Annotated in this window: 24 protein-coding genes; 11 read left to right on the top strand and 13 right to left on the bottom strand. The window is 68.4% G+C overall.

The window, feature by feature from the left end; translation table 11 throughout:
- Positions 1-21: 21 nt before the first annotated feature.
- On the bottom strand, positions 22-933 hold the full coding sequence (locus tag G6N58_RS14105) for a UTP--glucose-1-phosphate uridylyltransferase (protein WP_068915269.1): 912 nt from the start codon (positions 931-933) through the stop codon (positions 22-24).
- Between the two features lie 74 nt (positions 934-1,007).
- Between G6N58_RS14105 and G6N58_RS14100 the strand changes: the two genes are divergently transcribed.
- The 4 genes from G6N58_RS14100 to mscL all read left to right on the top strand — a co-directional run bounded on the left by G6N58_RS14100 (position 1,008) and on the right by mscL (position 3,288).
- The gene (locus G6N58_RS14100) at positions 1,008-1,619 is read left to right on the top strand and encodes a 5-formyltetrahydrofolate cyclo-ligase (protein WP_068915268.1); all 612 of its coding nucleotides are present in this window, start codon (positions 1,008-1,010) and stop codon (positions 1,617-1,619) included.
- 61 nt (positions 1,620-1,680) lie between these two features.
- Positions 1,681-2,007: an FmdB family zinc ribbon protein gene (locus G6N58_RS14095; protein WP_068915267.1), complete on the top strand. Its 327-nt coding sequence runs from the start codon at positions 1,681-1,683 to the stop codon at positions 2,005-2,007.
- Positions 2,008-2,081: 74 nt separating this feature from the next.
- Positions 2,082-2,747: an SAF domain-containing protein gene (locus G6N58_RS14090; protein ID WP_115278274.1), complete on the top strand. Its 666-nt coding sequence runs from the start codon at positions 2,082-2,084 to the stop codon at positions 2,745-2,747.
- Positions 2,748-2,817: 70 nt separating this feature from the next.
- A complete protein-coding gene (gene mscL / locus G6N58_RS14085; RefSeq protein ID WP_068915265.1) occupies positions 2,818-3,288 on the top strand; it encodes a large-conductance mechanosensitive channel protein MscL in 471 nt (156 codons plus the stop codon).
- 78 nt (positions 3,289-3,366) lie between these two features.
- Here mscL and G6N58_RS14080 read toward each other — a convergent pair whose 3' ends face one another.
- The 7 genes from G6N58_RS14080 to rpmF form a co-directional block, all read right to left on the bottom strand.
- Positions 3,367-3,735: a hypothetical protein gene (locus tag G6N58_RS14080; RefSeq protein ID WP_068915264.1), complete on the bottom strand. Its 369-nt coding sequence runs from the start codon at positions 3,733-3,735 to the stop codon at positions 3,367-3,369.
- Between the two features lie 377 nt (positions 3,736-4,112).
- Positions 4,113-4,769: a porin MspA gene (gene mspA, locus G6N58_RS14075; protein WP_068915263.1), complete on the bottom strand. Its 657-nt coding sequence runs from the start codon at positions 4,767-4,769 to the stop codon at positions 4,113-4,115.
- Between the two features lie 720 nt (positions 4,770-5,489).
- Positions 5,490-5,987, bottom strand: coding sequence for a MogA/MoaB family molybdenum cofactor biosynthesis protein (locus tag G6N58_RS14070; protein ID WP_068915262.1), 498 nt, complete (start codon positions 5,985-5,987; stop codon positions 5,490-5,492).
- A gap of 68 nt (positions 5,988-6,055) precedes the next feature.
- The gene (locus tag G6N58_RS14065; protein ID WP_115278275.1) at positions 6,056-7,444 is read right to left on the bottom strand and encodes a S1C family serine protease; all 1,389 of its coding nucleotides are present in this window, start codon (positions 7,442-7,444) and stop codon (positions 6,056-6,058) included.
- Positions 7,445-7,519: 75 nt separating this feature from the next.
- Positions 7,520-9,055, bottom strand: a complete 1,536-nt coding sequence (locus G6N58_RS14060; RefSeq protein ID WP_115278276.1) for a HAMP domain-containing sensor histidine kinase — start codon at positions 9,053-9,055, stop codon at positions 7,520-7,522.
- A gap of 30 nt (positions 9,056-9,085) precedes the next feature.
- On the bottom strand, positions 9,086-9,772 hold the full coding sequence (locus G6N58_RS14055; RefSeq protein ID WP_068919560.1) for a response regulator transcription factor: 687 nt from the start codon (positions 9,770-9,772) through the stop codon (positions 9,086-9,088).
- A 102-nt stretch (positions 9,773-9,874) separates the two neighbouring features.
- Positions 9,875-10,048: a 50S ribosomal protein L32 gene (rpmF, locus tag G6N58_RS14050; protein WP_068919559.1), complete on the bottom strand. Its 174-nt coding sequence runs from the start codon at positions 10,046-10,048 to the stop codon at positions 9,875-9,877.
- A gap of 211 nt (positions 10,049-10,259) precedes the next feature.
- Here rpmF and G6N58_RS14045 point away from each other — a divergent pair, with 211 nt between their 5' ends.
- Genes G6N58_RS14045 through G6N58_RS14015 form a run of 7 tightly spaced genes read left to right on the top strand, consistent with a single transcriptional unit; the run spans position 10,260 to position 19,209 of the window.
- Complete coding sequence (locus G6N58_RS14045) at positions 10,260-11,966, top strand: acyclic terpene utilization AtuA family protein (RefSeq protein ID WP_163908168.1); 1,707 nt, start codon at positions 10,260-10,262, stop codon at positions 11,964-11,966.
- The gene (locus tag G6N58_RS14040) at positions 11,963-13,111 is read left to right on the top strand and encodes an acyl-CoA dehydrogenase family protein (protein ID WP_115278277.1); all 1,149 of its coding nucleotides are present in this window, start codon (positions 11,963-11,965) and stop codon (positions 13,109-13,111) included. The genes G6N58_RS14045 and G6N58_RS14040 overlap by 4 nt, the downstream gene beginning before the upstream one ends.
- Positions 13,108-14,703, top strand: coding sequence for an acyl-CoA carboxylase subunit beta (locus G6N58_RS14035; protein WP_115278278.1), 1,596 nt, complete (start codon positions 13,108-13,110; stop codon positions 14,701-14,703). The genes G6N58_RS14040 and G6N58_RS14035 overlap by 4 nt, the downstream gene beginning before the upstream one ends.
- Before the next feature lie 5 nt (positions 14,704-14,708).
- Positions 14,709-16,628 carry an ATP-binding protein gene (locus G6N58_RS14030; protein ID WP_115278279.1) on the top strand — a complete coding sequence of 640 codons (1,920 nt, stop codon included), beginning with the start codon at positions 14,709-14,711 and terminating at the stop codon, positions 16,626-16,628.
- Positions 16,625-17,782, top strand: a complete 1,158-nt coding sequence (locus tag G6N58_RS14025; RefSeq protein ID WP_115278280.1) for an acyl-CoA dehydrogenase family protein — start codon at positions 16,625-16,627, stop codon at positions 17,780-17,782. Before G6N58_RS14030 ends, G6N58_RS14025 begins: the two co-directional genes overlap by 4 nt.
- The gene (locus G6N58_RS14020; RefSeq protein WP_115278281.1) at positions 17,782-18,558 is read left to right on the top strand and encodes an enoyl-CoA hydratase family protein; all 777 of its coding nucleotides are present in this window, start codon (positions 17,782-17,784) and stop codon (positions 18,556-18,558) included. Before G6N58_RS14025 ends, G6N58_RS14020 begins: the two co-directional genes overlap by 1 nt.
- 39 nt (positions 18,559-18,597) lie before the next feature.
- A complete protein-coding gene (locus tag G6N58_RS14015; RefSeq protein WP_068915253.1) occupies positions 18,598-19,209 on the top strand; it encodes a DUF1707 SHOCT-like domain-containing protein in 612 nt (203 codons plus the stop codon).
- Positions 19,210-19,230: 21 nt separating this feature from the next.
- On the opposite strand, the gene G6N58_RS14010 is transcribed toward G6N58_RS14015, so the two are convergent.
- From G6N58_RS14010 to G6N58_RS13990, 5 genes are all read right to left on the bottom strand, one after another.
- Positions 19,231-19,530, bottom strand: coding sequence for a DUF4193 domain-containing protein (locus G6N58_RS14010; RefSeq protein WP_068915252.1), 300 nt, complete (start codon positions 19,528-19,530; stop codon positions 19,231-19,233).
- Between the two features lie 127 nt (positions 19,531-19,657).
- Positions 19,658-19,909: a hypothetical protein gene (locus tag G6N58_RS14005; protein WP_068915251.1), complete on the bottom strand. Its 252-nt coding sequence runs from the start codon at positions 19,907-19,909 to the stop codon at positions 19,658-19,660.
- A gap of 10 nt (positions 19,910-19,919) precedes the next feature.
- On the bottom strand, positions 19,920-20,315 hold the full coding sequence (locus G6N58_RS14000; RefSeq protein ID WP_232067859.1) for an STAS domain-containing protein: 396 nt from the start codon (positions 20,313-20,315) through the stop codon (positions 19,920-19,922).
- Positions 20,316-20,451: 136 nt separating this feature from the next.
- Positions 20,452-22,434 (bottom strand): vWA domain-containing protein, encoded by a 1,983-nt coding sequence (locus G6N58_RS13995; protein ID WP_068915250.1) that lies wholly within the window; start codon positions 22,432-22,434, stop codon positions 20,452-20,454.
- Positions 22,427-23,818 carry a sigma 54-interacting transcriptional regulator gene (locus tag G6N58_RS13990; protein WP_068919557.1) on the bottom strand — a complete coding sequence of 464 codons (1,392 nt, stop codon included), beginning with the start codon at positions 23,816-23,818 and terminating at the stop codon, positions 22,427-22,429. The genes G6N58_RS13995 and G6N58_RS13990 overlap by 8 nt, the downstream gene beginning before the upstream one ends.
- Positions 23,819-24,102: the final 284 nt, after the last annotated feature.

The raw sequence follows: 24,102 nt of genomic DNA, 5'->3' as shown, positions 1-24,102 counted from the left end.
TCGACCGGGCCGACGCTAGCGCTATTGCTCGCTCAACCCCAATCGCGCAACCAGCCAGCTGCGTAGTTCCGGGCCGTAATCATCACGGTCCAAGGCAAAGTCAACCGCAGCCTTGAGGTACCCGCCGGGATTTCCCAGGTCGTGTCGAGACCCGCGGTGCACCACCACGTGCACCGGATGGCCCTCGTCGATCAGCAGCGCGATGGCATCGGTGAGCTGGATCTCACCGCCGACGCCCTTGTCGACCCGGCGCAGGGCATCGAAGATCGCCCGGTCCAGGACGTAGCGGCCGGCCGCCGCGTACGGGGACGGCGCGTCCTCGGCCTTGGGCTTTTCCACCATGCCCTTGACCTTGAGCACGTTCGGATTGGCGGCATCGGGCACCACCTCGACATCGAAGACACCGTAGGCACTGATCTCGTCCCCGGGGACCTCGATGGCGCACAGCACCGTCCCGCCCCGCTTGGCACGCACTTTCGACATGGTTTCCAGCACGCCGGTGGGCAGGACCAGATCGTCGGGCAGCAGCACCGCCACGGCGTCCTCGTCATCGGAAAGCACACTCTCGACGCAGCCGACGGCATGACCGAGTCCCAGCGGGCGCTCCTGCACCACGGACTCCACCTTGATGAGGGCAGGGGCCCGGCGGACCTTCGCCAGCATCGCCTCTTTGCCGCGGGCCTCCAGGGTGCCCTCGAGCACCAGATCCTCGACGAAGTGCGCCACCACGCCGTCTTTTCCTTCGGAGGTGATGATCACCAGCCGCTCGGCGCCGGCTTCGGCGGCCTCGGCGGCCACCAGTTCGATGCCAGGGGTGTCGACCACCGGCAGCAACTCTTTGGGGACGGTTTTGGTGGCCGGCAGGAACCGGGTGCCCAGACCGGCTGCGGGCACGATCGCCGTGCGCGGAATGGGTACCTGAGGTGCGTTCATCGTTCACACCCTAACTGCTGGAGAAGTCTCGCACCGGCTGGCCAGGGAAGCCACCGGATGCTAATTCTGTACCCGTGCAGCCGCCGACAAAAGCTCAGTTGCGCAGGCAAATTCTCCAGACCCGCCGCGCACTGCCTGACAGCGTTCGCCAGGCAGAGGAAGCGGCGCTCAAGTCGCACGTGGCAACGATCCCGAGCCTCGGCGCAACGGTTTGCGCGTATGTTCCCACTCGCACCGAACCCGGTTCCCCGGCATTGCTGGACGCCTTACTGGCCGCCGGCGGGCGGGTGCTGCTGCCGGTGACGCGCACCACCGCCGACGGTACGCCGTCCCCCCTGTGGTGGGCCGACTATCGCCCCGGCGAATTGGCTCCCGCCGGCTTCGGGCTGCTCGAACCGACAGGTGAGGCCTTGCCGCCGGACACCATCGGCAGCGCGGCAACCGTGTTGGTGCCCGCCCTGGCGGTGGATCGGCTCGGGGTACGACTCGGCCGAGGGGCGGGTTTCTACGACCGGTCGCTGGCGCTGCGGAACCCGGTTGCCGCCCTGGTGGCCGTGGTCCGGGACGACGAACTGGTCGACGAGCTGCCCAGCGAACCGCACGACGTGCCGATGACGCACGCGTTGACACCCGGTGCCGGACTGCTCACACTGGCTGCGCGGTCGGGAATTCCCGCCACCGAATAGCCGTTCTAGCACTTGGCACGGTAGAGTGCTAACCACTGTCTGAACTTTCCGGAGGTTTTGGGTGCCGACCTACAGCTACGCGTGTACCGATTGCGGCGACCGCTTCGACGCAGTGCAGGCCTTCACCGACGACGCACTCACCACATGCACCAAGTGCGACGGCCGCCTGCGCAAACTGTTCAACTCCGTGGGCGTGGTCTTCAAGGGCAGCGGTTTCTACCGCACCGACAGCCGCGAAGGCGCCAAGAGTTCGTCGTCCAACTCGTCCTCGAAGTCCGAGTCGACGTCCAGCGACAGCTCGTCGACCTCCAGCAGCAAGGGCTCGAGCGAGAAGAGCTCCAGCAGCGACAAGTCGTCCTCGCCCGCTCCGGCCGCAGCGTCCAGCTAGCGCCACCCCCGGTTATCCACAGGCAGCCCGCCGATCGCGCGCGGGCTGCCTGTTTCCGTCTCTAGGGTGCCGGAATGGGCCACCGCCTCGACCCCACGCCGTTCAACCGCATTCGCCAAGCGCTGCAACCGGATTGGGTGCACTCGGCGCGCGCCCGCCGGGTGATCGCCGCCGGGCTGGTGCTCCTGGCTGCGGCGGCGGCACTGCGTGCCGAACCCGGCGGTGCGCACCGCGACGCCATCGTCGCCACCCAGGATCTGCGCCCCGGCGTGGTCATCACCGCGCAGGACGTCGTGGTGCAGCAACGCCCGGTGGACACGCTGCCCGACGGGGCGCTCGGTGACATCGGCGCGGCGGTCGGGGCCACTCCCGCGGGCGCGGTGCGGCCCGGGGAGGTCATCACCGATGTGCGTGTGCTCGGTCCTCGTCTCACGGAATCGGCCGCCGGCCCCGACGCGCGGGTGGTGCCGGTGCAGCTGACATCGAGCGCGATCCTCGACCTGATTCGAGAAGGGGACGTGGTGGACATCGTCGCCGTCCCGCCCGGGGGCCCCGCACCAGACGCGTCGGCCACCCCACGCATCGTCGCCACCGATGCCGTCGTGGTGCTCGTCTCGCCGGAGGCCGGCGGGCTGGGTGGGCGCAGCGACCGGGTGGTTCTGGTGGCCCTACCCGCCGCTGCGGCCACCGAGGTGGCGGCCGCCGCCCTGGGCGAGGCCGTCACCCTGACGTTGCATTGAACTGCCGCAGCGCTGCGCACCGGACTACCCTTCAAGCTCTGCAGACACCGACGGCGGGAAGGGTTCACCCATGTTGAAGGGGTTCAAGGAGTTCATCGCGCGGGGCAACATCGTCGACCTGTCGGTCGCGGTGGTCATCGGCACCGCTTTCACCGGGCTCGTCACCGCCTTCACCCAGAATGTGGTGCAGCCGTTGATCGACCGCATCGGTGCGGGGCCGGAGCGCGAGTACGGCATCCTGCGGATTCCGCTCGGCGGGGACCAGTTCGTCGACCTCAACGCCGTCCTGTCGGCGGCCATCAACTTCGTCCTGGTGGCCGCGGTCGTCTACTTCGTGATCGTGTTGCCGTACAAGAAGCTTCGTGAGCGCGGTGAGGTCGAACAGGCCCAGGACACCGAGCTGAGCATCCTGACCGAGATCCGCGACCTCCTGCACGCCCAGCACGCCGACGCCAGCACGGCGGCGGATCAGCACGTGACCGGACCCGGAACCGGGCCCAGTCCCGACACGGCCCGCCACACCAGCGCCGACAAGGACTGAGCCCCGACACGCAGAAACCGCCCCCGACCTGAGGCCGGGGGCGGTTCTGTATCGGATCAGACGATCAGATCGACTGGATCACCAGTCGCCGATCGGCGGGGAGAAGACGAACGCACCGTTGGACTCCAGGTTGAACGGAGCAGCGGTGGTGCCGGGGACGGCCATGATGCTGTCCTTGACCTCGCCGACGGCGTGGACGATGCCGGAATCGGCGGCGCGGGTGCTCAGGAAGCCACGGGCCTCACCGATGGCGCTGGAACGCAGCGAGTTGTCGTCGATGACGAGCGCCTGGCGGCTGGTGACCTGCGGGGTGGGGGCGACCTCTTCAACCGCGCTGGCCGTTCCGCTGCCGAGGCTCATGAACGCTGCGGCTACGGCGAACGAACCGAGTCCAAGAGCACCCAGCTTCTTGGAACTGCGGATGAGGCCACTGGCGTTTTCGGCCATCGGCGCTTCCCTTCATTAGTGAGGACCCGGAGCGGCCCTATTGCTGTGAGTCGTAGAGCTTCCTGAACAATACCAGTGAAAGTCCCTGTGCGGGCGCTGAGCCCGGAAATATCGGAGGGGCCGAGCGCACATTTTTCCGACGTTCGCCCCACCTCGAAGCGGAAACTCAAAATACCTGCGCGACAACACAACTCGCGGTCATATCGGGATAGGTGCGCGCGCTTTCCCGGTACGTCGAATGGGTACGAGGTACCCCGCCGACGCAGATTTCAGGCACCTCCCAGAAATGGCGGATACCACCGGCGGAAAAAACAAAACAACCCCCGGCCGAAGCCGGGGGTTGTTCTGTCAACGAACTGTTGGTGCTGAGTAAAGACTCAGTTCATGTTCCACGGTTCGCCGTAGGTGGTCACGCTGTCACCGGCCGAGGAGATGAGCCGGGCGTAGGGACGCAGTAGCACGCCACCGGCAGCACCGGTCACGGTGCCGTGGGCGTTGGAGACGGCGACCGCACCGTTGGCGCCGGCGACGTCCACGGAGAAGGTGGCGACTTCCTGGATGCCGGGGCCGTTGCCCAGGTCAGCGGAGATCGACACGCCGGGGAACAGCGGCGGGGTCACGATGGCGGGGATCAGGTCGATGCCGGTGTCGACACCGGGGCCGAACGAACCGTAGTCCTGACCGTCGAAGGCGATGTTCGGGGTGGTGTAGCTGAAGTTGATGCCCACACCCAGCGACCAGGGGAAGCCGACCTGGTAGCCCAGCTCGAGCACACCCTCGAAGTCGTCGGAGCCCTCGCCGGTCACGGCGTAGACGGCCTTGCCGGAGTGGAACCACTCGCGGGTGAGGCGGTTGCGGTCCAGCGGGAAGACGCCGTTGAGGAACGTGTCCCACTGCTGGATGGTCAGGGTGCGACCCTGGCCGTCCACAAGGCTCAGCTCATTGTCCAAGCCAGCGTGCGAAGTGCCCGTGCTCGCGAACAGCGCCGCGATGGAGGCGATCAACGCCACCAGCACCCGACTGATTACCTTCATGTTCTCCCCAGCTGTGTCGGCGGTGATCCCGGGGCGGTTTCACCGATTCGGTGGTTTTCGTGAGAGGCATGGTGACACCGCTCCCGAAGTAAGACTTCGCAAATGAGAGGTCTCACATGCTGTTCTTACGTTTTGCTCATCGTTGATGACGGGAGAAACATAACGGGGCGGCCTGGGACCGGCAACGCAGGGGGTTTTGGTGTCACATCTGTCACTCAGCTGGCAGAAGTTTGCTGAACTGCTGTGTCCCGAGAAGTTGGCCACAGGCGCCCGCGCAGCGGGTCCTGAGCCACCGGGATGCGGTCGAGGTGCGGTTCAGAATCCGCGTGGACGCAAATAAATGCAGATCACGGCGATATGTAGAGTCGCCGCAGCTCAGTGATGATGCGGCGGAACGTTGTCGCGAAGCCAGCGATCACGGTCGGCGGCATCGCGCCCCGCGTCGGGGTCGCGCTCGTCCGAGGATTCCTGGGGAATTTCCGAGCCGAAGATTTTGTTAACTGAATCTCGATCTCGGGGCGATAACGACGTCACAATCCCACCTCTCTGTGACAAAGATCACATTCGGCACGTTTGTTCTGTTCATCTTCAGGAAACATTGCGGCAGCATTAAGAAACGGTTGGAGGCTGTGGCCCCCGAAGATTGGACGAAGATTAAAAAATGCCGCCTGGGCGCTCACCGGCGTCGGGTGAGCACTCAGACGGCACATGAGAGACGAGTCAGATTTCCAGGCTGGAGAGCTGGCCGATGATCTGAGCGGCCAGGGGGCTCAGCGTGGCCATGCCGTCGCGGACCGCAGGGCGCGAACCGGAGAGGTTGACCACCAGGGTGCTGCCGGAGATCCCGGCCAGGCCGCGCGACATCCCGGCGTCGATGATGCCGGCGGACAGACCCGAGGCCCGCAGCGCTTCCGAAATCCCGAGGAGCTCGCGGTCGAGGATGTCCACGGTGGCTTCCGGGGTGACATCGCGCGGCATGACACCGGTGCCGCCCACGCTCACCACCAGATCGACACCGCCGATCACCGCGGTGTTGAGGGCGTTGCGGATCTCGACCTCGTCCGAGGCCACCACCACAACTCCGTCGACCACGAAGCCTGCCTCGTTCAGCAATTCGGTGACCAACGGACCGCTGTGGTCTTCCTCGTCACCGTGCGCGGTCCGATCATCGACGACGACGACGAGAGCTCGGCCCACGAGCTCGTGCGGCTGTTCCATGGAAGCAACCGTATATGTGGAGGACGACTTCCTGCCCACCGCCTGTGAGGTGGCGGTCCATATCGTGGTCACTGCGCCGCCTTCCCGAGTGTCACCTGCAGAGTCTGGGGGTCGCCCGCATCGGATTCGACGTAGGTCAACGTCACCGTCTCCCCCGGCGCCTTCGAACGCACGGCCGCCACCAGTGCCCCCGCCCCGGAGATGGGACGGTCGTCGACCTTGGTCACCACCGCACCATTGGGCAGGCCGGCCGACGCGGCGGCGCCGCCGCGGGTGATCTCGACGATCTTCGCGCCGTTGATGGCGGTGTCATTGCTCACCTGGACGCCCAACGAGGCGTGCGACGCCGAACCGGTACTGATCAGTTCATCGGCGATCCGCTTGGCCTGATCCACCGGGATGGCGAACCCGAGTCCGATCGAGCCGGAACGCGGGGAGTCGTCCCCGCCGCCCAGGGTCGCGATCGCGGAGTTGACGCCCACCAATTCGCCGTTCATGTTGACCAGCGCTCCCCCGGAGTTGCCGGGGTTGATCGCCGCGTCGGTCTGGATGGCATCCAGCACGGTGTTCTGGTTCTTGGCATCGCCGGCGGTGGACACCGGCCGGTTCAGGGCGCTGACGATGCCGGTGGTGACGGTGCTCTCCAGCCCGAGCGGCGAACCGATGGCGACCACGTCCTGGCCCACCCTCAGGTCCGCCGACGAGCCCAGGGTGATCGGCGTCAGGCCGGACACCCCGTCGGCCTTGACCACCGCGACATCGCTGGCCGGGTCGGCACCCACCACGGTGAAACCCGTCGTGGTCCCGTCGGAGAAGGTCACGCTGGTCTCGGGCTTGGCCCCGCGCAGCTCCGGACCGGACGGGATGCCCGGCAGCGCGTCGGGTGCGGCCGACGGCGCACCGGCCGCAGAGACCACGTGAGCGTTGGTGAGGATCAGACCGTCCGGCGACAGGATGATGCCGGAGCCTTCCTCGTGGGCGCGGCCCAGGCTGATCTCGAGTTTGACCACGCTCGGCACCACCTTGGCGGCCACCTGCTCCACCGAGCCGGCGGGAACGTTGGCGGCGGGCACTCCCGGTGCAGGCCCGCTGGCCGTGGTGAAGGTGTTCACCGGACGCTCGTCGGGATGGGCCAGCACCGCCACGCCGCCGCCGATTCCGGCTGACACCACCGCGATTGCCATCGCACCGGCAAAGAGCTTGGTCCGCGAACTTCTCTGACGCGGCAGCGGCGCCGTGTGTGGCGGCCGGTAGGCGGGATAGGCCGCCGACTGCCGCGGGTCGGGCTGCGGCGCGGTGGCATAACGCCAGTCGTAGCTCTGCTGGCCGTGGGGAGGACGCGCGTAGTAACCGTGCTGCGCCGCCTGCGGATTCGGATGCTGTCCGGACTGCTGCGGCGCGGAGGTGTACCTGGGTGGCGTGGGACCAGGGTTGTGCGGCCCTGGGTAGCTCGTCATGCTCGGGTCACCGATCCTTCGACAGTCTTCCGCGACCGGGACGGGTCACGGCGGGAGAACGTTGCCAGTTAGCAACTACCTTGCCCGTGTCGACTGAGAATCGACTGAGATAACGCCCGGTTGTGATCGTGTCGTTGCCTGATCGGTGGCCATCGGCAGTGAATCGCCGGTGTTGACGTCACCGTCAGTTCCGTCGGCGTCGGGGAAGGGAGCAGGGGACCCGGGCCGCCCCGGCAGCAGGACGAAGATCGAGGTGCCCGGAGGCTGCCCACCCGGCACCGTCTCCTCGACCCGCAGCGCGCCACCGTGTTTGAGCACCACCTGCTTGACGATCGCCAATCCCAGACCCGAGCCGGGCATGGCGCGGGCCGCGGTGGCCCGGTAGAACCGCTCGAAGACCAGCCGGCGTTCCTGCAGCGGGATCCCGGGCCCGAGGTCGGACACCACCAGTTCGGCGTGCGTCGGGTCCACCTGTTTGAGCGTCAGCCGTACCCGCCCCTCCGACGGGCTCCACTTGGCGGCGTTGTCCAGCAGGTTCAGCACCGCCCTGGACAGCCCGGCGGCGTCGCCGTAGACCTGCCAGGGCGTCACGTCGATGTCGAATTCAATGTCGTTGCGACGCCGGCGAACCCGCTCGAGGCTGCGCTCCACCACCTCGGTGAGGTCGACGGGTTCGTGGATCACCCCGCCGGCGTCGTCGCGGGTGAGATCGACCAGATCGCCGACCAGTGTCGACAGTTCCTCGATCTGCCCGATGACGTCGGCCCGCAGGTCGTCCATCTCGGATTCGGGGATGCTGGCCGCACCCGGACGGGTGGAGGCCATCAGCAACTCGACGTTGGTGCGCAGCGAGGTCAGCGGCGTCCGCAGCTCGTGGCCGGCGTCGGTGACCAGCCGCGCCTGGCGCTCCCGGGATTCGGTGAGCGCGCGCAGCATCATGTTGAACGCCTCGGTCAGCCGCGCCAGCTCGTCGCTGCCGAACACCGGGATGGGCCGCAGGTCGTCGGTGCGCGCCACCCGCTCGGCGGCCTCGGTCAGCTTGGCCACGGGTCGCAGTCCGGTACGGATGACCGCCGCACCCGCGATGGCGGCCACCGCGACACCGACGCCGCCGACGATCAGCAGCACCCAGCGCAGTTTCATCATCACCGCGTCGGTGGGCGCCAGACTCTTGGAGATCAGCAGGGTGCTGCCGTTGGGCAGGTGCACGGCCAGCACCCGTTGATCTGCGGCGGTACGCCGCGACATGAACAGCTCGCCCGCGATCACCCTGCGCTCGGTGGCGCCGATGGGCAGCGTCTGGCCCTCTTGGTTGGCCGTGTAGATCGAGCGGCCCGGATTGATCAGCATGGCGTTGACATCGGAATATGCGGTGCCCTCGATGGCTTTGCCCGGGTCCGAGGCCAGCGATCCGCTGGCGATCAGCAGCTGCGCGCGGCTCTGCAGCTGGTTGTCGATGTCGTCGTAGAGCGCGGCGGAGACCACGGCGTACACGGCGAACGAAATCAGGACGACCACCATCGCCACCATGGACATGGCGAGCAACATGACTCGCCACCGCAGTGACAACGATGTGGTTGTCCGCGACTCGCGCCGGTTGGGCCGTGCCATCTCTATGCCCGGCACCTCATCGATATCGGCTCACGGCGGCGTCTCCCGCAGCACATAACCCACCCCGCGGACGGTGTGGATCAGCCGCGGCTCGCCCTCCGCTTCCGTTTTACGACGCAGATATCCGACGTACACCTCGAGGGCGTTGCCGGAGGTGGGGAAATCGAAACCCCACACCTCCTCGAGGATGCGGCTGCGCGTCAGCACCCGCCTCGGGTTGGCGATCAGCATCTCCAGCAGCGCGAACTCGGTGCGGGTGAGGCTGATCTGACGCTGGCCGCGGGTCACCTCACGCGTCACGGGGTCCAGCGTCAGGTCACCGAAGCTCAGCGCGACGGCCTCCGCCTTGTCCTCGGGACCCGTGCGCCGCAGCAGCGCGCGCATCCGGGCCAGGAGCTCTTCCAAGGCGAACGGCTTCGGCAGGTAGTCGTCGGCACCGGCATCGAGGCCGGCAACCCGCTCGGACACCGAGTCGCGGGCCGTGAGTACCAGGATCGGCAGGTCGTCGCCGGTGCTGCGCAGTTGACGGCAGACCTCGAGGCCGTCGAGCCGGGGCATCATCACATCGAGGACCACGGCGTCGGGACGGTCGGTGGAGATCGCGTTCAGCGCCTCGACACCGTCCTCGGCCAGCGACACCGAGTAGCCGTTGAAGGAAAGAGACCGGCGCAGCGATTCGCGCACGGCGCGATCGTCATCAACGACAAGAATCCGCACGGCCACCAGTGTTATCCCAATGTCTGAGAGCGGCCTGAGAGGCGCGCGGGAGAAGGTGCGCGAAAGTCTCGCACACCTTCATCGGCCGGCCAGCGAACGAGTTCAGCGCTTGTCGAGATCGATCAGGCCGAGGCGGGCGGCCTTGAGCAGACGACGCGGCACCTTGTGCGCAGCGCCGGCAACGGTGACGTTGACGAGGCCGGTGGCCTCGGTCTTCCACTGCGCGCGACGGCTACGGGTGTTCGAACGCGACATCCTGCGCTTGGGCACAGCCATGACGAGCATCTCCTTGCTTGTGGTGTCCGCCGCACGGAAAGTGCGCACGCCGGCGGCGACGATTGGGTCCCAGGATAGCCCGCCGGCGACCCCGACTCCAAAACGGAACCCGCTCAGCGCCTTGATACCCACCGCGGTGATCACAACTCACCCTTGACTCGGTACCTCCGGTTATAGGTAACCTACCGGTTGGTTGAGATGGGGAGGACACGTGGCTGAGCCGGTTCCGGCGGTCCGCATCGGGAACTGCTCCGGGTTCTACGGCGATCGGCTCGCGGCGATGCAGGAGATGCTGACCGGGGGCGACCTGGACTACCTCACCGGCGATTATCTGGCCGAGCTGACCATGCTCATCCTGGGCCGCGACCGGATCAAGCACCCCGACCGCGGTTATGCCGCCACTTTTCTGCGCCAACTCGAGACCTGCCTGGGTTTGGCCGTCGACCACGGCGTGCGCATCGTCACCAACGCCGGCGGGCTCAATCCGGCGGGTCTGGCGCAGGCGGTGCGCGCCCTGGCCCAGCGCCTGGGACTGACCGTCACCGTCGCCCACGTCGAGGGCGACGACCTACTGGCGCGCGCCGACGAACTCGGGCTCGGCACTCCTCTGACCGCGAACGCCTATCTGGGCGCCTGGGGCATCGTCGAGTGCCTGGCCGGTGGCGCCGACGTGGTGGTGACCGGACGGGTCACCGACGCCTCGGTGGTGGTCGGACCGGCCGCCGCGCACTTCGGCTGGGCCCGCACCGACTACGACCGGTTGGCCGGAGCGGTGATCGCCGGCCACGTGATCGAGTGCGGTACCCAGGCCACCGGCGGCAACTTCGCGTTCTTCGGCGAGGTGCCCGACCTCATGCACCCGGGCTTCCCGCTGGCCGAGATCCACGCCGACGGCTCGTCGGTGATCACCAAACACCCCAGGACCGGCGGAGCGGTCAGCACCGACACCGTCACCGCCCAACTGCTCTACGAGGTCACCGGCGCCCGCTACGCCAACCCCGATGTCACCGCCCGCCTCGACAGCGTCCGCCTGCACGCCGCCGGCCCCGACCGGGTGCACATCACCGGCGTCACCGGCGAACCCCCACCGCCGACGCTGAAGGTGTCGCTCAACAGCATCGGCGGGTTCCGCAACGCCATGACCTTCGTCCTCACCGGTCTCGACATCGACGCCAAGGCCGCGCTGGTGCGCAGCCAACTGGAGGCGGCGCTGCCGGTCCGGCCTGCGGAGCTGCAGTGGGCCCTGGCGCGCACCGACCATCCCGACGCCGAGACCGAGGAAACCGCCAGCGCCCTGCTGCACTGCGTGGCGCGCGATCCGGACCCCGCCGCGGTGGGACGCCGATTCTCCGGCGCCGCAGTCGAACTCGCGCTGGCCAGCTACCCGGGGTTTCACGCCACCACGCCGCCGGCCGACGGTCAGGTCTACGGGGTGTTCACCCCCGGCTATGTCGATGCCACCGCGGTGCCGCACGTCGCGGTGCACGCCGACGGCTCCCGGGTCGACATCGCCTGCGCCGTCGACACTCTCCCCCTGGCCGACGCTCCCGAACCAGAACTCCCCACCCCCCTGCCGCACGGCCCCACCCGGCGCGCGGCGCTGGGTCTGGTGGCCGGCGCCCGCAGCGGCGACAAGGGTGGCGCGGCCAATGTCGGGGTGTGGGTGCGCTCCGATGACCAGTGGCGGTGGCTGGTGCACTTTCTGACCGTGGAGACCCTGGGCCGGTTGCTACCCGAAACCGCCGGCCTGCCCGTCCGCCGGTACCTGCTGCCTCACCTGCGCGCCGTGAACTTCGTCATCGAGGATCTCCTGGGTGCAGGAGTGGCCTACCAGGCCCGGTTCGATCCCCAGGCCAAGGCAGTCGGTGAGTGGCTGCGCAGTCGTGTTGTCGACATCCCCGAGAGGTTTCTCCCGTGAGCATCTGGACCACGCCGGAACGCGATCAGCTACGAAAGACGGTGCGCAGCTTCGTCGACCGCGAGATCCTGCCCCACATCGACGACTGGGAGCGCGCCGGTGAGCTGCCCCGCGAGCTGCACCACGTGGCCGCCGACGCCGGGCTGCTGGGCGCGCCGTTCCCCGAAAGTGTGGGCGGCGGCGGAGGCGACGGCGCCGATGCCCTGGTGATCTGCGAGGAGATGCACCAATCAGGCTGCCCCGGAGGGGTGTTCGCGTCGCTGATGACCTGTGGCATCGCCGTGCCGCACATGGCCGCCTCCGGCGACGAATACCTCATCGAGACGTTCGTGCGGCCCACGCTGGCCGGGGAGCTGATCGGCGCACTGGCCATCACCGAGCCCGGCGGCGGCTCCGACGTCGCACACCTGAGCACCACCGCCCGCCGCGACGGTGACCACTACATCCTCAACGGCGCCAAGACCTACATCACCTCAGGTGTACGCGCCGACTACGTGGTCACCGCCTGCCGCACCGGGGGCCCCGGCGCGGCAGGCGTCTCGCTGGTGGTGGTGGAGAAGGGCACCCCCGGCTTCGAGGTGAGCCGGAAGCTGGACAAGATGGGCTGGCGCTCCTCGGACACCGCAGAGTTGTCCTACACCGATGTGCGCGTGCCGGCGCGCAACCTGGTGGGCGTCGAGAACTCCGGCTTCCTGCAGATCGCCGCCGCCTTCGTCTCCGAACGCATCGGCCTTGCCGCACAGGCGTATTCGAGCGCCGCCCGCTGCCTGGATCTGACCGCCCAGTGGTGTCGCGACCGTGAGACCTTCGGTCGCCCGCTGATCTCCCGGCAGGCCGTGCAGAACACCCTGGCCGAGATGGCCCGCCGCATCGACGTGGCGCGGGTGTACTCCCGCCACGTGGTGGAGCAGCAGCTGGCCGGGGAGGCGAACCTGATCGCGCAGGTGTGTTTCGCCAAGAACACCGCCGTCGAGTCCGGCGAGTGGGTGGCCCACCAGGCGGTGCAGCTGTTCGGCGGCATGGGTTACATGGCCGAATCGGAGGTCGAACGGCAGTACCGCGACATGCGCATCCTCGGAATCGGCGGCGGCACCACCGAGATCCTCACCAGCCTGGCCGCCAAGACGCTGGGCTACCAGTCATGACAGCACTGCAGTCGGTCCTGGATCCGCAGAGCGCCGCCTACTGCCAGGCCGCCGAGGCCATGGCGGCCAAGCTGGCCGAAGTGGACACCGAGCTGGCCAAGGCGCTGGTCGGCGGCGGCGAGAAGTACGTCGCGCGCCATCACGGCCGCGGCAAGCTCACCGCCCGCGAGCGGATCGAGCTGCTGGTCGACGAGGACTCGCCGTTTCTGGAGCTGTGCCCGCTCGCCGGGTACGGCAGTCACTACCAGGTGGGCGCCAGCCTGGTGACCGGCATCGGTGTGGTCGAGGGCGTCGAGACCGTGATCGTGGCCAACGACCCCACCGTGAAAGGCGGGACCAGCAACCCGTGGACCATCCGGAAGTTGTTCCGGGCCAACCAGATCGCGCTGGAGAACCGCCTACCGCTGATCTCGCTGGTGGAATCCGGCGGCGCCGACCTCACCACGCAGAAAGAGATCTTCATCCCGGGCGGTCGCCAGTTCCGCGACCTCACCCGGCTCTCGGCCGCGGGCATCCCCACCATCGCACTGGTCTTCGGCAACTCCACCGCGGGTGGTGCCTACATCCCCGGCATGTCCGACCACGTGGTGATGATCGCCGAGCGCTCCAAGGTGTTCCTGGCCGGGCCGCCGCTGGTGAAGATGGCCACCGGCGAGGAGTCCGACGACGAATCGCTCGGCGGCGCCCAGATGCACGCCCGCACCTCGGGTCTGGCCGACTACTTCGCCGTCGACGAGGCCGATGCCCTGCGGATCGGGCGCCGGATCGTGGCGCGCTTGAACTGGCGCAAAGCGGGACCGGCACCGGCTCCTGTCCACGAACCGCTCTTCGACGCCGACGAACTGGTCGGGATCGTGCCCGCCGACCTGCGGACTCCCTTCGACCCCCGCGAGATCGTCGCCCGCGTGGTCGACGGCTCGGACTTCGACGAGTTCAAACCGATGTACGGCGGTTCGCTGGTCACCGGCTGGGCCCGGGTGCACGGTTATCCGCTGGGCATTCTCGCGAACGCGCGCGGGGTGCTGTTCAGCGAGGAGTCTCAGAAGGCCACCCAGTTCATCCAGCTGGCCAACCGCAGTGACACCCCACTGTTGTTCCTGCACAACACCACCGGGTACATGGTCGGCAAATCGTATGAGGAGAAGGGGATGATCAAGCACGGCTCGATGATGATCAACGCCGTCTCCAACTCGACAGTGCCGCACATCTCGCTACTCATCGGCGCCTCCTACGGCGCCGGGCACTACGGGATGTGCGGGCGCGCCTTCGACCCTCGCTTCCTGTTCGCCTGGCCGAGCGCCAAATCTGCGGTCATGGGCGGCACCCAGCTGGCCGGCGTGCTGTCCATCGTGAACCGGGCCGCCACCGAAGCCCGCGGTCAGCAGTTCGACGAGGCCGCCGACGCGGCCATGCGGGCGGCGGTGGAGGGGCAGATCGAGGCCGAGTCGCTGCCGCTGGTGCTCTCCGGCATGCTCTACGACGACGGGATCATCGACCCGCGGGACACCCGCACGGTACTGGGGATGTCGTTGTCCGCCATCGCCAATGCCCCGATCGAGGGGACGTCGAATTTCGGCGTCTTCAGGATGTGAGCCCGATGATCACCAACGTCCTGGTGGCCAACCGCGGCGAGATCGCGCGCCGCGTGTTCGCGACCTGCCGCCGCCTGGGACTGGGCACCGTCGCCGTCTACACCGAGCCCGACGCCGGCAGCCTCCATGTCGCCGAAGCCGACCTGCGGGTGCTGGTGCCCAGTTATCTCGACGCCGGTGCGCTCGTGGCCGCCGCTACTTCCGCCGGCGCCGACGCGGTGCATCCCGGCTACGGATTCCTTTCGGAGAACCCCGATTTCGCCGACGCAGTGCTCGCGGCGGGCCTGACCTGGATCGGTCCGCCGCCGGCCGCGGTCCGCGCGATGGGCTCGAAGATCGAGGCCAAGAAACTCATGGCCGCCGCCGGCGTGCCGGTGCTCGAGGAACTGGATCCCGGCACCGTGACCACAGCCCAGCTGCCGGTGCTGGTCAAAGCGTCGGCCGGTGGCGGCGGACGCGGGATGCGGGTGGTCACCGAGCTGGCCGATCTCCCGGCCCAGGTGGACGCCGCCCGCCGGGAAGCGCAGTCGGCCTTCGGCGACCCGGCGGTGTTCTGCGAGCGCTACCTGCCCCGGGGACATCACGTCGAGGTGCAGGTGATGGCCGACCAGCACGGCACCGTGTGGGCGGTGGGCGAGCGCGAATGCTCGATCCAGCGCCGACACCAGAAGATCATCGAAGAAGCGCCCTCCCCGCTGGTGCAGCGCATCCCGGGGATGCGGCAGAGACTCTTCGACGCTGCCCACACCGCCGCCTCGGCCATCGGCTACGCCGGCGCGGGCACCGTGGAGTTCCTCGCCGACGACGACGGCGACTTCTTCTTCCTCGAGATGAACACCCGCCTGCAGGTGGAGCACCCGGTCACCGAGGAGACCACCGGCCTGGATCTGGTGGCGCTGCAGCTGGAGGTGGCCGCCGGTTCCCGGCTGGACGCCGAACCGCCTGCCCCACAGGGCCATTCGATCGAGGCCCGGCTCTACGCCGAGGACCCGGCACGCGGCTGGCTGCCACAGTCGGGCACGGTGCACCGCTTCGGGGTCCCCGAGGGCGTGCGGGTGGACTCCGGCATCACCGACGGATCACTGGTGTCCATCCACTACGACCCGATGCTGGCCAAGGTGATCTCTCACGCACCCGACCGGAACCAGGCCGCCCGGCGACTGGCCACCGCTCTGGCGCGCACGCAGGTACACGGCATCCGGACCAACCGGGACCTGCTGGTGAACGTGCTGCGGCACCCGGCGTTTCGCGACGGCGCCACCGACACCGCGTTCTTCGACACCCACGACCTGAGCGTGCTGGCCGCGCCGCTGGCCGGCCCGCGGGCGCAGCGGCTGTCCGCCGTCGCCGCCGCACTGGCCGCGGCAGCCCACAACCGCCGCAACGCGGCCGTCGTCGCGACGCTGCCCAGCGGGTGGCGCAACCTGGCGTCGGCCGATCAGGTCAAGACCTTCGACATCGACGGTGAACGACACCAGGTGCATTACCGCGGCACCCGCGCCGGGGTCCGGCTGCCGGCCGACGACGGGGTGAGCGTGCGCCGGGCCGACCCAGACCAGGTGATCCTCACCGACGCCGGCGTGGACATCGCGTTCGACGTCCGGCGCTACGGCACCGAGGTCTTCGTGGACTCCCCGCTGGGCGCGGTCGCACTTCTCGCGGTGCCCCGCTTCGTCGAACCGGGCAGCACACACACGTCCGGCTCCCTGGTGGCGCCCATGCCGGGTGTGGTGGTCCGGGTGACCGTCGAGCCGGGGGCCACGGTCACCAAGGGCCAACCCCTGCTCTGGTTGGAGGCCATGAAGATGGAGCACACCGTCAACGCCCCCGCTGACGGTGTGCTCACCGAGCTGCGGGTCGGCCCCGGAGTACAGGTGGAGGTGGGCCAGGTGCTTGCGATCGTCGACAGTGAAGGAACAGCATGAGTTTCATCGAAAGTGCGGAACGTCAGGCGTTGCGCAAGTCGGTTTCCGCGTTCGCGGCGAACTACGGCCAGGACTACTACCTGGAAAAGGCCCGGGCCGGTCAGCACACCGACGAAATGTGGGGTGAGGCAGGCAAGCTCGGGTTCATCGGCGTCAACCTGCCCGAGGAGTACGGCGGCGGCGGCGCAGGCATGTACGAGCTCTCGCTCGTCATGGAGGAGATGGCGGCCGCGGGAGCGGCGCTGCTGATGATGGTGGTCTCACCGGCCATCAACGGCACCATCATCGCCAAGTTCGGCACCGACGAGCAGAAGCAGCGCTGGTTGCCCGGCATCGCCGACGGCACCCTCACCATGGCCTTTGCCATCACCGAACCGGATGCGGGCTCCAACTCCCATCGCATCACCACCACCGCCCGCCGCGACGGCAGCGACTGGATCCTCAGCGGGCAGAAGGTGTACATCTCCGGCGTGGACCAGGCCCAGGCCGTCCTGGTGGTGGGCCGGATGGAAGACCACAAGACCGGCAACCTCAAGCCGGCGTTGTTCGTCGTGCCCACCGACACCCCGGGGCTGACCTACACCAAGATCCCCATGGAGATCATCAGTCCGGAGTTCCAGTTCCAGGTGTTCCTCGACGAGGTGCGCCTGCCCGCCGATGCGCTGGTGGGGGCCGAGGACGCCGCGATCGCCCAACTGTTCGCCGGGCTGAACCCCGAACGCATCATGGGCGCCGCCAGCGCGGTCGGCATGGGCCGCTTCGCCATCAACAAGGCCAGCGAGTACGTCAAGACCCGTCAGGTCTGGAAGACGCCGATCGGCGCCCACCAGGGCATCGCACATCCGCTGGCGGCCATCCACGTAGAGATCGAGCTGGCCAAGCTGATGATGCAGAAGGCGGCGTCGCTGTATGACAGCGGGGACGACCTCGGCGCCGCCGAAGCGGCCAACATGGCGAAGTACGCCGCCGGGGAGGCGTCGGTACGTGCGGTGGACCAGGCGGTGCAGTCCCTCGGCGGCAACGGCCTCACCCAGGAGTACGGCATCGCCTCGGTGCTAACGGCGTCCCGGTTGGCACGCATCGCGCCGGTGAGCCGCGAGATGATCCTGAACTTCGTGGCGCAGACGTCACTCGGCCTGCCCCGCTCCTACTGATGACGAAGCTGGTCGACTACCGGGTCGAGGGCGGAGCCGCCCACGTGCGGCTGGATTCGCCGCACAACCGCAATGCGCTGTCGAGCGCGCTGGTGGAGCAACTGCACGCCGGGCTGGAGCGGGCCGTGGCCGATCCCGCGGTACGCGTGGTGGTCCTCGGCCACACCGGCGGCACGTTCTGCGCCGGCGCCGACCTCGGTGAGAACAGCGCAGGCGACCCGCATGACACCGCATTGGCCCGGGCGGTCGAGATGGCCGCGCTGTTGCGCGCCGTGGTGGCCTGCCCGCTGCCGGTGGTCGGCGCGGTCGACGGCCACGTGCGCGCGGGCGGGCTCGGTCTGGTGGGGGCGTGCGACATCGTGGTGGCCGGACCGGCCAGCACCTTCGCGCTCACCGAAGCGCGCATCGGGGTGGCACCGGCGATCATCTCCATGACGTTGCTCCCGAAGCTCACCCCGCGCGCCGCAGGTCGCTACTACCTCACCGGTGAGACGTTCACCGCAGCGATCGCCGCCCAGATCGGGCTGGTGACGATGGCGGCCGAGGAGGTGGATGCCGCCGTCGCCGCCGTGGTCGCCGATCTGGCCAAGGCGTCCCCCCAGGGGTTGGCCGCTTCGAAAGCCCTGACCACGGCCGCCGTGCTGGCGGGGTTCGACGCCGACGCCGATCGGCTGGCACGCGAGTCGGCGCAGCTGTTCGTCTCCGAACAGGCGCAGGAGGGCATGCTCGCGTTTCTGGAGAAGCGGCGGCCCCGCTGGGTTGATTCTGTTCGCTGACCTTTGCGCCCACCACCGTTCGTCGTACGCTCGACGGTGATGAGCAATTCAGCGCCGAGGGACTCATCACCTCGAGCCTCCGACACAGATCCGATCCAGGACGACCGGATGCGGGTTGCGCAGTTGCTGTCCGACGCCGCCACCGCGGGCCGGCTGGACCTCGAGGAGTTCGAGGACCGGTTGACCAAGACGTACGCGGCCACCACCACCGCAGAGCTGGAGCGGCTGTCGGAGGATCTGCCCGGCGTGCTGGCTCCGCGCCGCGGTGCGGGCAAGCCCGCCCCGTCGACCGTACTGCTGGCGATCATGAGCGGTTTCGAACGCCGCGGTCGGTGGAATGTGCCACGCAAGCTCACCACCTTCACCCTCTGGGGTGGTGGCGTGATCGACCTGCGCTACGCCGATTTCACCTCCGCAGACGTCGACATCCATGCCTACTCGATCATGGGCGGCCAGACCATCCTGCTGCCCCTGGAGGTCAACGTCGCCATCCGCGGCACCGGCGTGATGGGCACCTTCGCCCACGACGTGCCGCCCGCCGGTGCGCCGGGGGCGCCGAGTGTGACCATCACGGGGTTCTCGCTGTGGGGCAGCGTCGGCATCAAGCGCAAGAAACGCCGCAACCAGAACACCAATCAGCTGCCGGCCTGAAACCGGCTGCGCGACAACTGATTACGAGCAGTCGGCACACATCATCGAGTCGGGGGACGACATCCGGCTGCGGTGGTAGACCAAAAAGCAGCTCGAGCAGGTGAACTCGTCGGCGCGCTTGGGAATGATCTTGACCACCAGCTCCTCACCCGACAGGTCCGCACCGGGCAGTTCGAAGAGCTCCGCGAAATCGCTGGGATCCTCGTCCAGACCTGCGTCACCGTGCACGGTGAGTCCTGAGGCCACCTCCCGGATGGGATCGGCGGGGGCGTCTTCGACGTCGCGGCGCCGGGGAGCGTCGTAGTCGGTCAAGGTGGTCATGGTGCCTCTTCTCAGCCGTGTCAGTGGGGCCGCCGACGCACCGCCCTGGTGTCGACGTGGATCGGTGTTACCCAGACTGGTGCCGATCCACACCCGCAACCGGCGTGAAAAAAGGCTGTCGGCCGAACTACCCCACCAGAGCGCGGAACTCGTCGTGCAGCGCGTAGCAGTCGATCCACGCCTGCACCTCCGCGGCGTGCGGTGCCGACAGCGTCCGCTGCTCGCGCAGCACCGCCCCGAGCACGTCACGGATCACGGTGGTGAACTCGCCGACGCCGAGGTTGACGTAGGCCATGTCGCGCTCCGCCTGGGTCAGCGCGTCCCGGTGTTCGTCCACCAGATCCCAGGCCAGCTCGGCCTCATTCGGTCGCTTGGTCATCCGGCAGGGGTCAGTCGGCGAGGGTGATGTCGAGGTTGCTCAGGGCAGCGTCGAGGGTGGGCCACATGTTGATGGCCTCACTGAGCCCGATCAGCGTCAGCGGCCTGCTGGTGGCCGGGCCTTCGGCGACCACGGCGAACTTCACCTCGGGATCGAGCTCACGGCGCACCAGTGCCAGCACGTTCATCCCGTGCGAGGCCAGGAAGTCGACCCCGAGCAGATCGACGATCAGCGCTGAGGGTTCCTTCTTGACCACCTCGGCCAGTCGCTGCTCCACGTGCGGGGCGGTGACCATGTCGATGACTCCGGCGCAGGAGACGATCACCGTCGTCTCGCGCCACTGCTCGGTCACCACGCATTCCGGGAGGTCAGCGTGGCCGTCAAACTGGCCATCGTAGTGGTTCACTTGCTACCTCGCGGTCCACACTCGTATTGCTGGCGGCACGGAGACTCGCGGGCGACGGGCTGAGCCAGGCAAGTGGTGCGCATTTCTTCCTGCACAGGATACTGGTCCTGTCACCATCTCGATACCCAGCCGACCCTCACCGCCGTTTGCGCGCTTTGAGGTAGTCCCCCACCACCGCCGCCCCCAGGCCGTCGAGGTCGGGAACCACGACGCGGCCCTGCACCCGGCGCGCCACCTGGTCGATGAACCGCGCCAACCCGGGGTCGTCACCCAACCGGAAGATGGTCACCTGTGCGCCGATGCGCGCCACCTCGTCCAGACCCTTCACGGTGTGGGCGATGGTCCGCGGGTGGGGCGGATAGTCAAAGAACACCGCCGAGCCGCCGCCGTCGGCCGCCGAGTAGCTCTCCAGGTGCGCGGTGGGTTCGCCGTCGGTGACGATCAACACCACCGGCTGGGCGTTGGGGTGTCGGCGCAGATGTCGGGTGGCCAGTGCCAGCGCATGATGCAGGTTGGTGCCCTGCTCGTAGACCCCCTCCAGGCCGGTCAGCTCGGCGGCGCTGACCGTACGGGCGTACCGGCCGAAGGAGATGATCTGCAGCGCGTCGGATCGGAACCGGGTGCTGACCAGGTGGTTGAGCGCCAGCGCGGTGCGTTTCATCGGCAGCCAACGGTTCTCCATCACCATCGAGAACGAGGTGTCGACCAGCAGTGCGACCGCGGCCTGCGTCCGGGTCTCGGTCTCCGACACCTCGACGTCGTCGACGGTGATGTCCAGCGGCCCGTCGGCCGCGGTGCCGGCCCGGCGCAACACCGCGTTGGTGAGCGTCCGGGTGACGTTCCACGGTTCGGTGTCACCGAACGCCCACGGTCGGGTGGCGCCGGTGAGTTCGCCTGCGGCACCGGCGCGCCGGGTCTCGCGCTCGCCGTGCCTGCCGGAAAGCTGCTGGGCGACGTCCCGCAGCGCCGCCTGCCCCAGCTGGCGCATCGCCTTCGGCGACAACCGCCAACTGCCGTCCGAACTGCGATCCAGAAAGCCCTGGTTCATCAGGGCCTTCTCCAGCTCGGCCAGGGTGCGGGCGTCCACGGCGGCGTCGTCGCCGAGCTGGCGGGCCAGCATCTCGAGGTCCACGTCGTCCATGGCGGCACCGGCGTAACTCTGCGACAGCTGCTCGGCCAGCTGCTCCAGCTCGGCGATGTCGGCCAGCGCCTGCGCGCCCTCTCCCATGCCCAGCGGCTGGTCCCCGGAGAACTGCTGCGAGCCGTCCCAGTCCTCGCCCGGACGGGCGGCCTGCAGGTGGGAGTCCAACCGGTCGAGGGCGTTCATCAGCGACGGTGACCCGAAGGCCTGCTGCGCCAGCGCATCGAGCTCCGCCCGCTGGTCTGCCGAGAGGCTGTTGCGGAACCGCTGGGCTGCCGCGGACCGTTTGGCCAGCGAGTCCAGCAGTTCGTCGATGTTGCGCGGGTTGTCCGGGAAGAATTCGCCGTGCTTGGCCATGAACTCGTCGAAGTCCTGTTGAGTGGCCTCGCCCTGGGCGTTGCGGTCCAGCAGGTTGTTGAGGTCGTCGAGCATGTCGTTGACACGCTGACGGTCCTCGTCGGTGGCGTTTTCCAGAGCCTGCTTCATGCCGGCGAACCGCTGGTCGAGCATCTCGCGGCCGAGCAGGTCGCGGATCTGCTGATACTTCTGGTCGGCCTCAGGTGAGCGCCACCGGTAGTCCGCCAGCTCCTCGACGGCCTTGGCCGGTGACGGAGACAACGCCTCGAGCTGCAGCTCGCCGAACCGGGCGTCGTCGTCGAGGGCGCGGGCCAGCTCCTTGCGTTCGGCCAGCACGGCCTCGTCGAGCAGCTTCTTGACCTCCGACAGCGTCCCGTCGAGGTTGTTGCGCTGCAGCAGCTGGCGGCGTTTGCGGTGAGCCTCGGCGGCCAGCTTGTCGGCACCGGTCATGTTCGGCGTACCGCGACGCAGCAGCTCCGAGAGCGCCCGCCGCGGCGAGGTGCCGTCCATGACGTCCTCGCCCAGCTGCTCGAGGGCCTCCCGCAGGTCCACCGGCGGGGCCAGCGGGTCGGGGCCCCCGGTGTAGCGGGAATAGCGGGATGTGTGGCTGGGTCTAGCCATAGATGGTTTCGCCTTCGCCGGAGACCTTGTCGATACGCTTGGCCAGGTACAGCGCCTCCAGCGCCAACTCCACCGCGGCAGCGCGCTCACCGTCGGAATCGGCACCCAGGCGTGCGGCGATCTCGTCGATCACCGGAAGGTCGGGCAGCGCCGCCAGCACGTCCTTGGCCGAGACACGTTCACCGGTGGTGACCGGCTGATCGGCGTCCACCGCGGCCACCAGCGGGCCGACGTCGAGCCCACCGAGCACCCGCTGGGCGGTATCGGCGGTGGCCCGGCGCAACAGGTGCTCCAGCACCGCGATCTCGCGGCCTTCCTCGCCGGACTCGAACTCGAGTTTGCCGCGCAGCACGTCGACGATGGTGGACAGGTCCACCACGCGGGCCACCGGATCCGGCTCACCCAGGATGGCGCTGCGGTGCCGCGCGGACGCGGCGACGGTCTCGGCGGCGGCGATGGCGAACCGGGCGGACACTCCGGAGCGCTGATCCACCGAGGTCGATTCGCGCAGCAGCCGGGCGAACCGCGCGATGATCTGCAGCAGGTGGTCGGGGACCTGCGCCGACAGGTGCGCCTCCTGGGCGATGACGCCCACCTCGGCGTCCAGCTCGATCGGGTAGTGGGTCCGGATCTCGGCGCCGAACCGGTCCTTGAGCGGGGTGATGATGCGCCCGCGGTTGGTGTAGTCCTCGGGGTTGGCGCTGGCGACCACCAGCACGTCCAGCGGCAGCCGCAGGGTGTAGCCGCGGACCTGGATGTCGCGCTCCTCCATGACGTTGAGCATCGACACCTGGATCCGCTCGGCCAGGTCGGGGAGTTCGTTGACGGCGACGATGCCGCGATGGGCCCGTGGGATCAGCCCGTAGGCGATGGTCTCCGGATCTCCCAGTGACCGCCCTTCGGCCACCTTGATCGGGTCGATGTCGCCCACCAGGTCGGCCACGCTGGTGTCCGGGGTGGCCAATTTCTCGGTGTAGCGCTCGCTGCGGTGCCGCCAGCTGATCGGGGTGTCCTCCCCGGACTCGGCGACCCGGCGGATGGACTCCGGGGTGATGGGTGAGTACGGGTGCTCCCCCAGTTCGGAGCCGGCGATGACGGGGGTCCACTCGTCGAGCAGTCCGGTCAGGGACCGCAGCAGCCGAGTCTTGCCCTGGCCGCGTTCACCGAGCAGCACGAAGTCGTGGCCGGCGATGAGAGCTCGTTCGACCTGCGGCAACACGGTGTCCTGGAAGCCGACGATGCCCGGCCACACCGTCTCGGCGGTGTCTCCGTCTGCCAGCCGGGCCAGCAGGTTCTCCCGAATCTCCTCCTTGACACCGCGTTCGATGTGGCCGGAGGCGCGCAGCTCGCCGATGGTGCGGGGCAGATCGTTAGGTGATGTCACAACCTCCACGCTACGACTGCTGCATCCAACTGGCATGGGCTCCGCCCACTTTCGGGCCCCGCTACGCGTCACGCTGAACCGGAGAGATTCGCTGCCGAGTCCGACGGGAGCTGCACTAGAATGCGTTCCAGAGTTTGCTGTCAGCGACAGGGGGCGGTGCCGAAGAACCTGCGGGTCGATCTTCCCGGTTTGCCGAGTGCCCTGTCGGCGCGTCACGGTCAGGCTGTCAGCGCGGTCGGCGCCGCGTCGTCCGGCTGGATCGGCTCATCGGCGGCGGCCCTGCA

Source organism: Mycolicibacterium tokaiense, from assembly GCF_010725885.1.
GTDB lineage: Bacteria > Actinomycetota > Actinomycetes > Mycobacteriales > Mycobacteriaceae > Mycobacterium > Mycobacterium tokaiense.
This window is presented reverse-complemented; position numbering and strand designations above follow the sequence as displayed.

What these genes read in the sequence shown, in the direction of transcription:
- G6N58_RS14010 (WP_068915252.1), bottom strand. Translation starts at nt 19,530, where the DNA reads ATGACCACCTTGACCGACTACGACGCTCCCCGGCGCCGCGACGTCGAA.
- G6N58_RS14025 (WP_115278280.1), top strand. Translation starts at nt 16,625, where the DNA reads ATGAGTTTCATCGAAAGTGCGGAACGTCAGGCGTTGCGCAAGTCGGTT.
- G6N58_RS14035 (WP_115278278.1), top strand. Translation starts at nt 13,108, where the DNA reads ATGACAGCACTGCAGTCGGTCCTGGATCCGCAGAGCGCCGCCTACTGC.
- mscL (WP_068915265.1), top strand. Translation starts at nt 2,818, where the DNA reads ATGTTGAAGGGGTTCAAGGAGTTCATCGCGCGGGGCAACATCGTCGAC.
- G6N58_RS14015 (WP_068915253.1), top strand. Translation starts at nt 18,598, where the DNA reads ATGAGCAATTCAGCGCCGAGGGACTCATCACCTCGAGCCTCCGACACA.
- G6N58_RS14005 (WP_068915251.1), bottom strand. Translation starts at nt 19,909, where the DNA reads ATGACCAAGCGACCGAATGAGGCCGAGCTGGCCTGGGATCTGGTGGAC.
- G6N58_RS14030 (WP_115278279.1), top strand. Translation starts at nt 14,709, where the DNA reads ATGATCACCAACGTCCTGGTGGCCAACCGCGGCGAGATCGCGCGCCGC.
- rpmF (WP_068919559.1), bottom strand. Translation starts at nt 10,048, where the DNA reads ATGGCTGTGCCCAAGCGCAGGATGTCGCGTTCGAACACCCGTAGCCGT.
- mspA (WP_068915263.1), bottom strand. Translation starts at nt 4,769, where the DNA reads ATGAAGGTAATCAGTCGGGTGCTGGTGGCGTTGATCGCCTCCATCGCG.
- G6N58_RS14060 (WP_115278276.1), bottom strand. Translation starts at nt 9,055, where the DNA reads ATGGCACGGCCCAACCGGCGCGAGTCGCGGACAACCACATCGTTGTCA.
- G6N58_RS13995 (WP_068915250.1), bottom strand. Translation starts at nt 22,434, where the DNA reads ATGGCTAGACCCAGCCACACATCCCGCTATTCCCGCTACACCGGGGGC.
- G6N58_RS14065 (WP_115278275.1), bottom strand. Translation starts at nt 7,444, where the DNA reads ATGACGAGCTACCCAGGGCCGCACAACCCTGGTCCCACGCCACCCAGG.
- G6N58_RS14080 (WP_068915264.1), bottom strand. Translation starts at nt 3,735, where the DNA reads ATGGCCGAAAACGCCAGTGGCCTCATCCGCAGTTCCAAGAAGCTGGGT.
- G6N58_RS14090 (WP_115278274.1), top strand. Translation starts at nt 2,082, where the DNA reads ATGGGCCACCGCCTCGACCCCACGCCGTTCAACCGCATTCGCCAAGCG.
- G6N58_RS14105 (WP_068915269.1), bottom strand. Translation starts at nt 933, where the DNA reads ATGAACGCACCTCAGGTACCCATTCCGCGCACGGCGATCGTGCCCGCA.
- G6N58_RS14070 (WP_068915262.1), bottom strand. Translation starts at nt 5,987, where the DNA reads ATGGAACAGCCGCACGAGCTCGTGGGCCGAGCTCTCGTCGTCGTCGTC.
- G6N58_RS14020 (WP_115278281.1), top strand. Translation starts at nt 17,782, where the DNA reads ATGACGAAGCTGGTCGACTACCGGGTCGAGGGCGGAGCCGCCCACGTG.